A 15,504-nucleotide genomic window follows, 5' to 3' on the forward strand; every position below is an offset into this window, starting at 1 on the left:
AATATACCTTCTTTTAAATTAAGAATTTTCAGTTAATTTACGTTATAATTTTAAATTATCATCTACAATAACTTTTTCTCTAGAACTTTTTCTTTCAACCTCTTTACTTCTTTCTTCCCAAAATATTAATCCTTCAATCCCTATATTTTTAGGATTAAATACTGGATCTTTCCCTTCTTTTTTCTGCCTTTCATAATCTTTTAACACTTTTAATGCGGTTTTACTTAAAAGTAAGATTGAGATTAAGTTTAACCATGCCATACTACCAATTCCTAAATCTCCAAGATTCCATAAAAGCGACGCTGATTCAACACTACCAATGTAAACCATAATTAAAAATCCAAATTTTAAAACTGGTTTTAACCAGCCATACTTCAGTTGACGATCTAAATAAGTAAGTGTCGTTTCAGCGATATAGTAATAAGCGAGTAACGTTGTAAATGCAAAAAAGAAAATCGCAATTGAAATAAATATTGGACCAAACCCTGTTATCACAGTTTCAACTGCTTGTTGTGTATAAATTGGACCAGCTTCCACATTTCCTATATTTTGTACAATAGCGGTTTTCCCTTCAGGTATAACATTATACATACCTGTTATTAAAATCATAAGAGCTGTCGCTGTACATACGACAATTGTATCGATATATACGGAAAACGCTTGAACTAATCCTTGTTTTGCAGGATGCGATACTTCAGCAGCCGCCGAACTATACGTCGCTTCTCCGACACCAGCAACGTTTGAAAATACAGCGCGTTTTACGCCCCATGCAATAGCTGCACCAACAATTCCACCAAACATTTCATTTACACCAAATGCACTAGAGAAAATTAAAGCAAACATACTTGGAATCTCCGTTACATTCGCAATTAATATGATACATGTAACAATTACATAACCAATTGCCATAAATGGCACAAGCATTTGAGAAACACCGGCAATTCTCTTTACACCACCAAAAATAATTGCTGCTAGTAACACGACTAAAAATATACCAGTTATATATTTGCTAATACCATTAGAGTTTTCGAATCCAACTGCGATACTACTAGATTGAATACCTGGTAATAACACGCCATATGAAAGTGTTACAACTACCGCTACAATGACTGCAAACCATTTCATTTTTAAACCTCTCTCAATGAAATATGGAGTACCGCCGCGATATTCATTCCCTACTTTACTTTTGTATACTTGAGATAATGTTGATTCTACAAACGCGCTCGCTGCCCCTAACAAAGCCATTACCCACATCCAAAATACAGCTCCAGGCCCGCCGAAAGCAATTGCTGTCGCTACCCCTGCAATATTACCAATTCCCACTCTTCCCGATAAGGCTAAACAAAATGCCTGAAAAGATGATATTCCCGTCTCTGAACTCTTTCCTTCAAATAATAGTTTAATCATCTCTTTAAAATAACGAATTTGCAAAAAGCGTGTTGCAATCGTGAAATATACGCCTGCCCCTAATGCAAAAACAACTAAACCGATACTCCACACTTGCCCTACTAACCATTCTACTAAATTCTCCATCCAAATCCCCCTTATCATTCTTTGGAAAAGCAATTTTGTATATAAGAAAACGGACAACTATTATCAAACTTTCTAGTTGTCCGCATCTTTCATTATTTCATCCCTCAATTTTTGTCAGTAAAACACCCTATTACTTTATATTTACCCAAACACTTTTCACTTCTGTATAATTATCAAGCGCATATGAACCTAATTCGCGGCCAATACCAGATTGTTTGTATCCACCAAATGGTGCAGCTGCATTTTCTAAGTTATAATCATTAATCCACACTGTTCCTGCTTTTAATTTATTTGCCACTTGATGACCCGTTTTGATATTTTGCGTCCATACACCCGCAGCAAGGCCATAGGATGAGTTGTTCGCTCGTTCAATTACTTCTTCTGTCGAATCAAATGGCAGAACAACAACAACTGGTCCAAATATTTCTTCCTTAACGATTGTCATATCGTCTGTAACATCTGTGAATACAGTTGGCTTAACGAAATAACCCTTTTCAAGTGCACGTTCACCACCAGCCGCAACTGTAGCGCCTTCTTTCTTCCCTTGCTCAATGTAATGTAACACACGCTCTTGTTGTTTCTTAGATACAAGTGGACCCATTTCCGTTCCTTTCTCCATACCTGCTCCAAGTTTTACGTTGTTCGCCATTTTCACAAGTGCATCTACTACAGTTTCATAATGTTTACGATGAACAAATACACGTGATCCTGCGCTACAATTTTGACCGTGATTATACATAATACCTTGGAATGCACCATTAATTGCTTCTTCCAAGTCCGCATCTTCTAAAATGATATTTGGTGATTTGCCGCCAAGCTCTAACGTTACATGCTTAATCATTTCTGCAGACTGACGCATAATATACTTTCCTGTAACAGTAGATCCTGTAAAAGCAACTTTATCAATGTCATGATGATTTACAATTGCTGCTCCTGCTTCAGGACCAAAGCCTGGTACAAAGTTTACAACACCGTTTGGAAATCCAGCCTCTTTAAAAAGTTTTGCTGTATATAGTAAAGATAAAGGCGTTTGCTCTGCTGGCTTTAATACGATCGTACAACCTGTCGCCAGTGCAGCTCCCATTTTCCAAGAAGACATAACGAGCGGAAAATTCCACGGAATAATCTGACCTACAACACCTACAGGTTCATGTCTCGTGTAATTTAAGTAATCTTTTGAAATTGGGATTGTTTGCCCAATAATTTTTGTAGCCCATCCTGCGTAATAACGATAATTTTCTACAGTTGCTGAAATATCATCATCAAGTGCTACTTGATATGGCTTTCCATTATCTAAAGCTTCTAGTTGCGCCAATTCTTCTCTATGTTCTTCAATTAAATCTGCTAATTTATAAATAAGATGCGCTCTTTCAGCAGTAGTCATTTCTGCCCACGGACCGGATTCAAATGCAGATCTTGCCGCTTTTACTGCAGCATCAATATCCTCTTCTTGCGCTTCACATACGACAGCTAGAACATCTTCTGTAGCTGGATTATACGTTTCAAACGTCTTTCCCCCAATAGCAGCAACAAATTCGCCATTAATAAACATTTTAATTTCTTCATTTAAAAACGCTTCCACTTTTGGTTTCAGCTCAATATTTGTCTTTAACATTATGTTCTCCTCCTTATTTAAACAGCTACATGAGCTGCAATATTTGATAAAATCGTTTGAAGCTTTTGATCTTCGTCAACAGTTAATCCTAGTCTTGGATAGCGAGAAGGTCCTCCCGCTTGCCCATGTAATTCCATGGAACGTTTAACGATTTGAACATATTTCCCTGATCCTTCAAGAAACTCGCAAAGTGGTAAAATAGCATCGTTTATTTCCCACGCCTTTTCTAATTCACCATTTTGAAAATGCTCATACATTTTTGTAACGAGACCGGGAACGATATTTCCTGCTACTGAAACCCATCCCGAAGCACCAACTAAATATGATTCCATAACTAAATCTTCAGAACCACAGAAGACTTGGAAAGCCCCTTCACTTTGTCTTACTAAATCTCTCGCTTTTCGAATATCTCCGCTAGATTCTTTAATATGTGTAACATTTTCACACTCTTTTCCAATATGGAGCATTAGCTTTGTACTCATATCAACACCAGAAGTAAATGGGTTATTGTATAGCATAATTGGTATATTTACAGAATTTGAGATTTCTTTAAAATGAAAATAAATCTCCTCTTCCTTCGGTTTACAATAGTAAGAGTTTATAATTAATGCACAATCCGCTCCGTGCGCTTCTGCATGTTTCGTATATTCAATTGTTTCTTTCGTCGTCTCTGCTGCAGTTCCAACAATGACTGGAATACGGCCATCAATTTCTTTCAACACGGTTTCTACCATTTTAAATCGTTCTTCTTTTGATAAACTTACAAACTCTCCTGTACTTCCATTAATGATGACACCTGCAACCTTTTGTTCGATAAAGTAATTTACATTTTGTTTTACCCCATCCCAATTAATTTCCTGAAATTCATCCATCGGTGTTATTAATACTGGAAATGCCCCTTTAATTTTTTGCATATTTATCTCTCCTTATCACATTTTATTTTAATAAGAAACCTGCCGGAAATGGATCCGTAGGGTCTAATAGAAACGTCTGCATTCCTGTAATAAATCCTCTACTTTCAAAACGGAAAATGTATCCTAGTTCCTCCTTCTTCACTTTTTCCACAGTTATAAAACTATTAAATATACTTTCATTTTTAAAAGGTTTATCCGCCATATAATCATTTTTAAATAACGCATGAACATAGGAAACGATAGTAGAAACAAAACCTGGCGAACGTACGATAAAGTTATCTTCATGAAATGTAATCGACTTTATATGGTTCTTTTCTTTTTGCGAAGGATCTACTAAAATAAGCCTTTTTATTAGCGACTGTTTTTGTATAGCCTGCAGTGTAGCTTCTCCCCATCTTTTCAATTCTGAAATGTTTTCAACACGAATTTCTGGCGAATACGCACCTTTTTCTACAACTGCATATACTTTATCTGCTTGTATGAGAGAATAACTTACATTACCAACCTGTAAATTTTCCTCAATCAAATAGCATAGTTTGCTTTCAAACGAAACCGATATAACTTCATCATTCTCTACATACGCATGAACTAAAAATATTCCAGATAACGTTTCAATTTTGTATTGATTGGACTCTCTCTTTTTTAAATACCCACTTTCGAGTAACATCGTTATTACTGCAACAATGCCTCCATAATGAAGCGGAATCGAACCTTCATGATTAAAAAATAATACAGCTGCATCCACTTCATTATGGATAGATGGAACGACAATACACCCGTTCAAACCGATAAAACCACGTGGTTCATTTAATAAAAGCTTCATCTCTTCTGCTAATTCACCCGAAAATTGTTCATTTAATTGCTCCAAACTGTAGTAGTATTTGCATGGTACGTCTTTCATTACACGAAATGCCTCGCCATTTACATGTACGTCTACTGCTGTATACATTTTTTGAATGTTCATTTTATATCCTCCGTTTCATGTTCCATCGGCGGAATTAGCAAAAATCCTTCTTTAAGTGGATCCATTTCATTGTAAAAAAATTTATGCATACCCATAAGCCAAGCTGATCCCGTAATTTTCGTTATGACAGCTTCAATATTTTCAACATGTGTCGTATTCATGACATATCCTTTAAATAAAGAACCAACGATACTCTCATGAATGAACTCTTCACCAATTTCGATTTCTTTCTGAGCGTATAATACAGCTAGCTTCGCAGATGTTCCTGTACCGCATGGAGATCGATCTATTCCGCCTGGTGGTACAACAACTGTATTTTTCACATGCGCACATTCATGAGTAGGATCTGTATAAAATTCAACATGTGTTAATCCTCTTATAAACGAATACTCTGGATGAGTGATTTCAAACTTCTCATTAATTGTGTTTCTTATATGAATCGCCTTATCGATGATTGTAGATGCATTTTCTGGTACTAATTCTAGATCTACTGATTTCGCATCAATAATGGCATAAAAATTCCCTCCATACGCAATATCAGCTTCTATAGTTCCAATGTCTTTCACTTGTACAGTAATATTTTTTAATAAAAAAGCTGGTATGTTACAGAAAGATACTTCTTTTGCTTTTCCATCTTGAACAGCAATATCTACTTCAACTAAGCCAGCCGGTGTATCTAGTTTTAAAGAAGTAATTGGTTCAACTACCGGAATTAAACCTGATTCAACTAACGCTGTACATACACCGATTGTATCGTGACCACACATCGGTAAATATCCACCTGTCTCTATGTATATAACACCTATATCAGCCTCAGGATGACACGGGTCTGTTAATAATGCCCCTGACATTACGTCATGACCACGCGGTTCATTCATTAACAATTTTCGAATCCAATCATACTCCTTTTTCATATGTAACATCTTCTCTGCCATCGTCTCTCCAATCAACTTTGGAAGTCCACTAATTAATGTCCTCGTTGGATTCCCACCCGTATGTGTATCAATTGTCGTAAAGACTCTTTGTGACTTCATCCGTTTAACACCCTTTCTGTAAAACGACTCAAACGAAGTGGTTCAATAGGAATAATTGTCTCTTTTTCATTTAATAACTCTTCAATTACTTTCCCAGTAACTGCTGCAAGACTAATCCCATCCCCTTCATGCCCAGCGGCAATGAAATAATTTGGAATATGTTCCACTCGTGAAATAATCGGTAAATGATCTTCTGTCCACGGACGTAAACCAGCGTAAGAACGAATTACCATCATATCTGCCATTTTCGGATAAAAGCGAATCGCTCTATTTGCAATACATTTAATGACTTCATTGTTTATTCTCGTATGAAACCCTACAAATTCACGGCTACTTCCAATTAAGAAATTTTGACTTTCAGTAGGCTCAAATACGAGCGCAACCCCGTATTTTTCAGTTAAAGCATCTACTTTTCGTTTTCCGCCAAATTTAGAAATTAAATAACCGAATTCCATTACTTTACGGCACCCTACGTGTTGTTGTCTTGATGCTACAATAATATGCCCTTTTCTCGGTTCAATTGGTATATTTACATTTAACATCTGACCAATCTTAGGAGCCCACACACCCGCTGCATTTACAACTTGTTGTGCTGTAAAAGTTCCATTCGTAGTTTCTACAACAAATGAACCATTCGTATCTATGTTTATACTCTTTACTTCGGTCTGTTTAAAGGCTTTTGTGCCAAACTTTTGTGCCTTTGACAGAAGCGAGAATGCAAGGAGATATGGATTCACAGTTGAATCCGTCGCACATTCTAAACCGCCTAATAAATCATCAGCAAAAAAAGGCGACTCTTCTCTTATATCTTGCCTATCAAGCATTCGAAACGGTAATCCAGCTTCTTTTTGCCGATTTACCCATTGCTGCGCAGCTTCCATCTCTTCGTCTGACTCACATACGAGAATACTTCCTGGTGCCCTATATTCAAATGAATGCTCTAATTCTTCACTTAAATCAGTTACTAATTTTTGACTTACTAAAGACATTTGACTATCAAACCCTGGGTCTTTATCAATGGCCAAAATATTCCCATCACACCGTGAAGACGTCCCGCTGACAAATTCTCCTTTTTCAATGATTGTTACGTCTCTTCCGTATTTTGAAGTGTAATAAGCGATAGAACACCCTATTATTCCACCACCTATAATTAAAACGTCGCAATGCCTCACACTATACTCCTCCTTTCCCTAAACCTCTCACTTTCTTTTATGCAATTGACGTGCCAATTCTGTACATATACAATTTTTATAAATAATATTTTTATTTGTAAAAATATTTTAAATTTATAGTAAATAGGTGTATTATTTTTTTATCACTGTCAAAATTTTTATACATAACAGGAGGACATTATGGCATTTTCATTTCCGACTATACAAGAATTTTTGGAAAGCACTTTAATCAATCATACATGTAGCCTTGATCGCATTAAGAAAATAAACGAAAGGTTTTATTATCTCCCTTCTACTACAGAAGAATATAATTGCGCAATTATTTATGTAGATGACTCATTCACTGCATTAATTGACGCTTTTTCTTATGAATTAGCTGTTATCATCCTTAACGAAAACAATGAGCCGCTATGCTGTATAACTTCTCAGCAAATGATTCCATTTCTTTATAAGTCCTACAATGAACTACAGTCATTTTATGACACTGTAATACAAACAACTGACTCTTCTGTTACAGTCATTGATAGTAAAGAATACGTTCGAACTTGGACAGATGGCGCTGAAAAAATATTTTCAGTCAATCATAATGAGATTATTGGGCAACCGATTACTCGTTTTTTTGATTATAAAGACTTGGAAATTTTACAATCTTTACATGATGGAAAAAGCATAGTCGCTCAGTTCCATCAGCCTCGTCCCGATTTATTCGTATTAATTAATTCAAATCCAGTTTATTGTAATGATGAAATTATAGGAGCAGTCGTTTCAGAAACAGATGTTACAAATCAAGTCGCTTTAAATGAAAAACTATTTAATATGTCACATGAAATGCACCGTTTAGAACAAGAAGTGGCAAAGTATAAAGATGAATCCGATCCATTCCTTGCGATGAATGGGAAAAGTCCTGTTATACAAAGAACGATACAATTAGCTAGAAAAGTTTGTTCGGTAAAATCAACTGTTTTAATACTTGGGGAAAGCGGAGTTGGAAAAGAAGTATTTGCGAAAGCAATTCATGAAGCAAGTGAGGCAGCGAAGGCGCCTTTCATTTCGATTAACTGCGGGGCAATTCCAGAAGCGTTATTTGAAAGTGAATTATTTGGTTACGAGCGTGGGGCGTTTTCTGGAGCAAATAGTAAAGGAAAAAAAGGGAAAATTGAACTCGCGCAAGGCGGTACTTTATTTCTTGATGAAATAGGTGAAATGCCACTTGATATGCAAGTAAAACTGTTACGTGTACTGCAAGAGCGAAAGTATTACCGAGTTGGTGGTGAAAAAGAAATTAATATTGATTTCCGCATTATCGCTGCTACAAATCGTGATTTACAAGAAGAAATGAGAAAAGGAACTTTCCGAGAAGATTTATATTACCGCTTAAATGTAGTTAGCTTGCATATTCCACCGCTGCGCGAAAGACGCGAGGATATTATTGAATTAACTTATTCTTTCTTAAATGATTTTTCAATCAACTATAACCGACCAATTCGTGACCTACCTTCAAGCATTATGCATGAACTGCTTCATTACAATTGGCCAGGTAATATTCGCGAACTTCGAAACGTTGTTGAACGGCTTGTGGTATTCGCAACAGACGGAATTATAAAACAAGAATATCTACCATTTCATACGACTGAAACTTTAGACAACCATACAGCTCATTCCCTATTACTCAGCAACAATAATACAATCCTTTCTTTACAAGAAGAGATGGATGAGCATGAGAAAAAAGTTATTGAAAGGGCTTTACGAATTTTAAATGGGAATAAATTAGAATGCGCAAAACAACTTGGTGTAACAAGGGCTACTTTATATAACCGTTTAAAGAAACTTGGACTTCAATAAAGAATCAGTATGCACCGATCAGGCGTTTACAGGTAGCCCTCTCTCCCTCCTCTATATTGGCATGATTTTTGCATATATAATTTGTGAAAATCGAACTAGAGGAGGAATACACATGACAAATAAAAACAACTTAATCGTTTGTCGTTGTGAAGGGGTTACATATGGGCAACTTCAATCGACAATTGCTGAATATAACTGCTCGGCAAGAGAATTAAAACTAAGAACACGTGCTGGCATGGGATTTTGCGGTGGGCGCACATGCAGAATAATGATAGATCGAATGATTGAAAATGCGAATCCTGACGTAACTCTTAATGAACTACCGTTAAAATATCAACCACCAATACGTGCAGTTACTTTTGGATCAGTAGGTGAAAGTAAATGAGTAGAATTACACATCACCCTATTTTAGGTACTTTACAAAGTAGTGAGCGTATTACCTTTCAATTTAACGGTCATCAATACGAAGCATATGAACATGAAACGATAGCTGCTGCCCTGTTAGCAAATGGAATACGGACATTAAGAGTTCATGAAGATAGCGGAACACCGCGAGGTATTTATTGTAATATCGGGCACTGTTCCGAATGCCGCGTGACAGTAAATAATCAAACAAATGTACGCGCATGCTTAACTGTTGTAGAAGAAAACATGGTTGTTGAAAGCGGGAAACAGCATCCGAATATCGTGAGAGAGATGGTGAAAAAGCGATGAGTGATGTAATTATTATAGGTGCAGGGCCAGCGGGATTATCTGCTTCTATCTCTTGTGCTCGTTTCGGACTAAAAGTGCTCGTTATTGATGAATTTATGAAGCCGGGCGGGAGATTGTTAGGACAGTTGCATCAAGAGCCTACTGGAGAATGGTGGAACGGAATAGAAGAATCGAAGCGACTTCATGAAGAAGCAGAATCACTTTCAGTACATATCAGGTGCGGTGTTTCGGTCTATAATTTAGATAGAGATGAAAACAATTGGTTTGTACATACTAATATCGGTACGTTAGAAGCACCTTTCGTACTACTTGCTACTGGAGCTGCGGAATATTCTATTCCCCTTCCTGGCTGGACACTTCCAGGAGTGATGTCAATTGGAGCAGCTCAAGTTATGACAAATGTTCATCGCGTGCAAGTTGGAAAAAAAGGAATTATTATTGGTGCTAACATTTTGTCTTTCGCCATTTTAAGTGAATTGCAATTAGCGGGAATTACAGTGGATCATATTGTACTCCCTGAGAAAAGCGAGTTAAGTCAAAAAGCTGGTGAACCTGAAGAAGTTTTAAACTCTCTTTTAAATGCAGCTCACCTCGCTCCTTCTGCTTTCTTGCGAATAGGTAGCCACTTTATGAAATTTGATTGGATTCGAAAAGCTGGATTAACATTCTATCCAAACAACGGAATGAAAATAAACGGAACGCCACTTCACCTTCGGAAAGCAGCTCTTGAAATTATCGGAACAGATCAAGTTGAAGGTGTACGTATTGCTAATATTGACTCTAAAGGAAATGTTATTAATGGAACAGAGAAAATATATGAAGCAGATTTTGTATGTATTGCCGGGGGATTATACCCACTTGCCGAACTTGCAGCTGTAGCCGGTTGTCCCTTCCATTACATTTCAGAATTAGGCGGACACGTTCCTCTCCATTCCGAAACAATGGAAACTCCTCTTCCTGGTTTATTTGTAGCTGGCAATATTACAGGCATTGAAAGCGGAAAAATTGCGATGGCGCAAGGAACAGTTGCAGGTCTATCTATCGCAAAATATGCAAGTAAAAAACGTGATATAGTCGACCAACAATTATCTCACGCCATGCAAAACGTTCACTTTGTTCGTCAGAAAGCTGCAATTCAGTTTAATCCGATGGTAGATATCGGTAGACGAAAAATGAATGAAATTTGGCGTGATTATTCTTCTACATATGCACATACTAAAAAGAGCTGCTGAGATTATTCTCAACAGCTCTTTTCTCTACTCATCTGAGTTATTAAATTTCGCTAATGCGTAAATTCCTTCTTCATCATCTAATTCAAGTTGCAATCTCGCTGCGAATGGATTGACATTATATTCTCTGTCAAGCAATAAGCGTAAAGCTTCGATTAAGTTTGCTTGAATTAAAATTTGCTGGCGACCATTTACCTCTACTTCCGCAGAGAAACCGTAGTCATCATCATACATAAGTTCAACTAATACTTCTTCTGGACCCACTTGTCTTTTTTCAGCGATATATATACAAAGCGCATTTATAAGCTCTTGTTCAGAAATTTTTATTGTTTCCATGCTACTTCATCTGCCTTCTTCTTACGTTGGTCTTTGAAGTATTTAAATGCACGAACTGCTAACATTACGATACCAGCCATTACTAACATATTTACCATAAACGCTAATACAGAACCAAGAGCTCCCATATTTGCAAATAAGCTACCCATTAGTAAACCACCAAGACCACCTAGTAATAAACCTTTCATAAAGCTTCCTTTATTACTTTTTGGTGCTGTATTTGTTGCTTTCGTTTTTGAATCTGGAGTCGTTTTTTGAGAATTTACATTTGAGTCTTTTTTGTTTAAATCAACTTTTGACTTTTGACCTGAACTTGGTGTAAATGATTTTTTACCAGATTTGTAACTTTTCGCTGCCGCATGATCTACGAACATAAAGCTGCTAGCCCCAAAGATAACCATGAATGCTGTCATTACTGCTACAAGTTTTTTCAACATATTATATCCATTCTCCTTTTATATAGATATATGTGAAATCTATCTTTCTAGTAAATTCAGAATGATAGATTTGTTTTTAAGAACATTTTAAAGGTTCTTATGAACTTATTATATGAACTTTTGTCGAAATATGCAAGTATTATTTACTTCCGACAGTTTGGTGACAAAGGAAAAATTAAGCAAAACAGAATTGACTTTAAATGAAACAAAACATATTATAAGTTCATAAGAACTTTTTATTATTTTGGAGGTGAAAAGATGGAAACATTTCATCTCACACGAAACGAAATGGCTACCCTTCTTCTATCACTAAGAGGATGGAATACGAAAAAGCCTCTCGGTATTTTACAAGAAGCTTGGGCAAAGTCACATAAAAAAGATATTGAAAGCGGACAAAGCGTTACAGCTTTTATTACTACCGCACTTTCACCTATTTTTGAAAAGCTGATTAAAATTGACGATACTGATGTCGGTTTTTCTTTAAATGAAATAGTTGCGCTTGGCAATCAGATTGAAAACACAAGTTTCTCTGTAACTGCTATGCAAAACTGGGTGAAACGAGATATAAAAGAAATGATTGGCTCTCCTCAAAAGGGGAAAAAATATTCAATTGAACAAGCAGCCTTACTATTTATTGTCGAAGATTTAAAAACAGCACTTGATTTTGAATCCATTCGTAAGCTACTACGCCTTATTGTAAATGACCCAGCCGATCGAAGTGATGATTTAATCAATCCTGTTCATTTATATGTAGCATACTCTTCTCTATTTGAAGAACTCAATCAAGGGAATTGCTTACAATTAAATGCAACAGATACCGTTCATACAATTGAAAACATCGTAAAAGAAAAAGCTGATAAAATCGCAAGCAAGTTCGATCAAATTAATAACGAACAACGCGAAGCAATTCGTAACGCTATTATTATTGCGACCCTTTCTGTACATACCGCATATGTACAAATGTTAGCAAAACGTTACGTAACAGCAACTTTATTTTTACAGAACTTAGATGTGAAGCCTTAAAAAATAGGAGCAGAAATGCTTCTATTTTTTATGAGAAATTTTTAATAATCTTTTCATTAACTCTTCATGAAAACGCGGCTTATATCTTTTACTATAATAATTATGAGAGACATAAAAGAATTGAAATAGCAATCCCCTATGTAAATAAGGTATAATCTACATATAGTGAACCTTTTACGTCATTAAATAAAAGGTTCTTATACTCAAAAATTCATAAACTAGAAGGTGCAACAATGTTAAGTAGTTTTATTCATTCAGTATTAACGTTTTTTGAAGGATTAGGTTATTGGGGCATTATGCTTGGACTTATGATTGAAATTATCCCAAGTGAAATTGTCCTTGCTTATGCAGGATACTTAGTATTCAATGGAAGTATCTCATTTATAGGCGCTGTTGTATTCGGTACAATTGGCGGTGTTATTGCTCAAATCTTTATTTATTGGCTTGGACGATACGGCGGACGCCCTATATTAGAACGTTACGGAAAATATATTTTCATACATAAAAAACAAATAGATGCTGCAGAAGATTGGTTTAATCGTTACGGAACTGGCGTCATTTTTACAGCACGCTTCATTCCAGTAGTGCGTCATGCGATTTCAATTCCTGCTGGTATTACAAAAATGCCATTACTACGTTTCACTACATTAACAGCACTTGCGATTATCCCTTGGTCTATTATTTTCATTTATTTAGGTGAAAAACTAGGTGAAAATTGGGAGAATATAAATGATATTGCTGGTCCGTATGTGAAATCATTCGCAATTGGTGGCGTCGTACTTATACTTTTATACTTCGTTATAAAAAAATGGACAAAAAAGCGTAAAAATCTCGCTTAAGAATATAATAAAAACCGCTATAAATTCATTCGGAATTATAGCGGTTTTTTATTTATATATGAATTAATCTTCAGGAATTATATAATACCTTTCCATCTACATTTACATGGATAAACAACCATTTGATCATTTCTTTCGTATATTATCTCAAAAAGGAGTGATTCCCCTATGCATTGGCAGCAAAAAATACCGTACTTAATCGGACGCCCTATCGGCATTTCCTTCATAAATGGGCAAGGAACTTCTGGTGTATTATGTTCAGCGCATGATGGTCAATTATATGTGTATGAATACCTTTATCAAGCTCAGTTTGCAATGAAACATTATGATTATAGACAGATTCAAGATATACATGCATTCCCAAATTGTCCTCACCAAAATCCTCTATACTAAAAAAATCGGAACGGCTCATAGCCATTCCGATTTCTATACTTTATTTCTCAGAATAAAATTTCTGCACTGCTTCATCAAAATAAATCCAACCTTTCCAGCCCAAATGAATCGTATCTTTTAAGAAATACTTATCATATTCATGACCAGAGAAATCAATTACTGGATATCCTGCTTTCTCAACCTGTTCTCGAACTTTTTTATAATACACTTCACGGCGTTCTTTCGGGAAGCCAGTATAATCATACCAAGGCCCATTTACAGGTACAGAAATAAAGAGTGGTTTGACATTTTTCTCTTTAAATAACTCTAAAATAATTTGTAAATCATCGTATTCTGGTGATTCATCATATGTTTCATTTGCTCTAAAGTTTTTTAAACCTTTTAGTTTTTTCTTCAGATTATTCTTATGATAATACGGATTTTCAATTCCGAATGTATTTGTAGTAGACTCAGCTTTCCCTTCTTGTTCTGCGTGTTTACGTGCATCTTCCCAAGAAATTGAACGAAGTCCGATATTTGTTTTCTCCTTCATCGGTTCGATTTTAAATAAAGAGTTAAATATATCTCTATGATCTAAAATATTTCGATGCATATAAGCAAGTGGTTTAACTAAACCTGCTTTTATGTTATGTTTCGTATCATTATATACAATACCTTCTAATGAATTTTTTAATATATCATCTTCTTGAACAACTTTATAATCTAATAGCCGTTTCGCGATTTGCTTTTTCATTTCTGGATTTATCTTATCATTAAAAATAAAATGATATGCTTGTTGTTTGGAGAAATTATTAGTGAAATCCCCTTGTGAGACACCAGTCTTTGTAAACCATTGTGGTGAAAGAACAAAGACTACTTTTTTACCTTCTAATTCATCCATAGTAGATGTCATATTTAAAATATGAGCTAAACTTTGTGTACCGCCAGTTCCAATTAAAAACGGTGTAAAACCAGCTGGATTTACTTTGAAATAATTAGACGGATGATATGCATCCATTCGTAAAAATTCTGATGAACCGTACATCGGTAAATACTGTGAATTCTCTAACATTTTTTGCTGTAAGAAAACACTTTGTAATTTCTCTTTTTGTAAAGAAGTTGCCGCATCTTCTACCTTCTTATCACTAATAAGCGATACTAAACTTTTCGATGGGATTAGAATGATAATGAAAAAAAGCACACATGCTAAAATTATAGGACCAAAAGCATGCTTCATTTTCATCTTCTGTCCCTCTTTCTATCGTTATTAAATTGTAACCCTTGTTTTTGACACGTCATCTTTTCTCTCCTTTGTCTCTATACATGTTCCATTCTATTTATCTATTATATACATGTATGTATTTCCTTCCTTGTTCTATTAAGCCCTATATAAATAGCGCAAGAAAATGTTTCCATAGAAACATGTTAATTATACAAGATTCTACATAAATTTCACACTGGAATTTTAGTAATAATTTTA

16 protein-coding genes are annotated in these 15,504 nt (G+C 35.5%); 7 read left to right on the forward strand and 9 right to left on the reverse strand.

Annotated features, from left to right (window positions below; translation table 11 throughout):
- Positions 1-42 precede the first annotated feature (42 nt).
- The 6 genes from ACUN13_RS15835 to ACUN13_RS15860 all read right to left on the reverse strand — a co-directional run bounded on the left by ACUN13_RS15835 (position 43) and on the right by ACUN13_RS15860 (position 7,232).
- Positions 43-1,533: an alanine/glycine:cation symporter family protein gene (locus ACUN13_RS15835; protein ID WP_257115407.1), complete on the reverse strand. Its 1,491-nt coding sequence runs from the start codon at positions 1,531-1,533 to the stop codon at positions 43-45.
- A gap of 130 nt (positions 1,534-1,663) precedes the next feature.
- Complete coding sequence (locus ACUN13_RS15840; RefSeq protein ID WP_000920973.1) at positions 1,664-3,148, reverse strand: aldehyde dehydrogenase family protein; 1,485 nt, start codon at positions 3,146-3,148, stop codon at positions 1,664-1,666.
- Positions 3,149-3,165: 17 nt separating this feature from the next.
- Positions 3,166-4,062, reverse strand: coding sequence for a 4-hydroxy-tetrahydrodipicolinate synthase (dapA, locus tag ACUN13_RS15845; protein WP_001169454.1), 897 nt, complete (start codon positions 4,060-4,062; stop codon positions 3,166-3,168).
- A gap of 22 nt (positions 4,063-4,084) precedes the next feature.
- The gene (locus tag ACUN13_RS15850; RefSeq protein WP_001025560.1) at positions 4,085-5,026 is read right to left on the reverse strand and encodes a proline racemase family protein; all 942 of its coding nucleotides are present in this window, start codon (positions 5,024-5,026) and stop codon (positions 4,085-4,087) included.
- Positions 5,023-6,060 (reverse strand): proline racemase family protein, encoded by a 1,038-nt coding sequence (locus ACUN13_RS15855; protein ID WP_000842047.1) that lies wholly within the window; start codon positions 6,058-6,060, stop codon positions 5,023-5,025. The genes ACUN13_RS15850 and ACUN13_RS15855 overlap by 4 nt, the downstream gene beginning before the upstream one ends.
- Positions 6,057-7,232 carry an NAD(P)/FAD-dependent oxidoreductase gene (locus ACUN13_RS15860; RefSeq protein ID WP_001215262.1) on the reverse strand — a complete coding sequence of 392 codons (1,176 nt, stop codon included), beginning with the start codon at positions 7,230-7,232 and terminating at the stop codon, positions 6,057-6,059. The genes ACUN13_RS15855 and ACUN13_RS15860 overlap by 4 nt, the downstream gene beginning before the upstream one ends.
- A gap of 180 nt (positions 7,233-7,412) precedes the next feature.
- Here ACUN13_RS15860 and ACUN13_RS15865 point away from each other — a divergent pair, with 180 nt between their 5' ends.
- From ACUN13_RS15865 to ACUN13_RS15880, 4 genes are all read left to right on the forward strand, one after another.
- Positions 7,413-9,074 carry a sigma-54 interaction domain-containing protein gene (locus tag ACUN13_RS15865; RefSeq protein WP_000885739.1) on the forward strand — a complete coding sequence of 554 codons (1,662 nt, stop codon included), beginning with the start codon at positions 7,413-7,415 and terminating at the stop codon, positions 9,072-9,074.
- A gap of 112 nt (positions 9,075-9,186) precedes the next feature.
- Positions 9,187-9,459, forward strand: coding sequence for a (2Fe-2S)-binding protein (locus ACUN13_RS15870; protein ID WP_059303746.1), 273 nt, complete (start codon positions 9,187-9,189; stop codon positions 9,457-9,459).
- The gene (locus tag ACUN13_RS15875; protein WP_000087065.1) at positions 9,456-9,788 is read left to right on the forward strand and encodes a (2Fe-2S)-binding protein; all 333 of its coding nucleotides are present in this window, start codon (positions 9,456-9,458) and stop codon (positions 9,786-9,788) included. Before ACUN13_RS15870 ends, ACUN13_RS15875 begins: the two co-directional genes overlap by 4 nt.
- On the forward strand, positions 9,785-11,020 hold the full coding sequence (locus ACUN13_RS15880) for an NAD(P)/FAD-dependent oxidoreductase (protein ID WP_001286092.1): 1,236 nt from the start codon (positions 9,785-9,787) through the stop codon (positions 11,018-11,020). The genes ACUN13_RS15875 and ACUN13_RS15880 overlap by 4 nt, the downstream gene beginning before the upstream one ends.
- A gap of 24 nt (positions 11,021-11,044) precedes the next feature.
- Here the strand turns inward: ACUN13_RS15880 and ACUN13_RS15885 are convergent, their stop codons facing one another.
- Both ACUN13_RS15885 and ACUN13_RS15890 read right to left on the reverse strand, forming a co-directional pair.
- Positions 11,045-11,353, reverse strand: coding sequence for a YxcD family protein (locus ACUN13_RS15885; protein ID WP_000447747.1), 309 nt, complete (start codon positions 11,351-11,353; stop codon positions 11,045-11,047).
- Entirely contained in the window at positions 11,341-11,790 is a 450-nt protein-coding gene (locus tag ACUN13_RS15890) for a hypothetical protein (RefSeq protein WP_000914478.1), read from the reverse strand. Before ACUN13_RS15890 ends, ACUN13_RS15885 begins: the two co-directional genes overlap by 13 nt.
- A 258-nt stretch (positions 11,791-12,048) precedes the next feature.
- Between ACUN13_RS15890 and ACUN13_RS15895 the strand changes: the two genes are divergently transcribed.
- From ACUN13_RS15895 to ACUN13_RS15905, 3 genes are all read left to right on the forward strand, one after another.
- Complete coding sequence (locus tag ACUN13_RS15895) at positions 12,049-12,813, forward strand: DUF1836 domain-containing protein (protein ID WP_000447231.1); 765 nt, start codon at positions 12,049-12,051, stop codon at positions 12,811-12,813.
- A 233-nt stretch (positions 12,814-13,046) separates the two neighbouring features.
- Positions 13,047-13,652: a DedA family protein gene (locus ACUN13_RS15900; RefSeq protein ID WP_000952913.1), complete on the forward strand. Its 606-nt coding sequence runs from the start codon at positions 13,047-13,049 to the stop codon at positions 13,650-13,652.
- Between the two features lie 168 nt (positions 13,653-13,820).
- Entirely contained in the window at positions 13,821-14,045 is a 225-nt protein-coding gene (locus tag ACUN13_RS15905; RefSeq protein WP_000558689.1) for a hypothetical protein, read from the forward strand.
- Between the two features lie 40 nt (positions 14,046-14,085).
- On the opposite strand, the gene dltD is transcribed toward ACUN13_RS15905, so the two are convergent.
- Positions 14,086-15,267 carry a D-alanyl-lipoteichoic acid biosynthesis protein DltD gene (dltD, locus tag ACUN13_RS15910; protein WP_000782309.1) on the reverse strand — a complete coding sequence of 394 codons (1,182 nt, stop codon included), beginning with the start codon at positions 15,265-15,267 and terminating at the stop codon, positions 14,086-14,088.
- Positions 15,268-15,504: the final 237 nt, after the last annotated feature.

The sequence above is a fragment of the Bacillus cereus group sp. Bce041 genome (assembly GCF_052646455.1).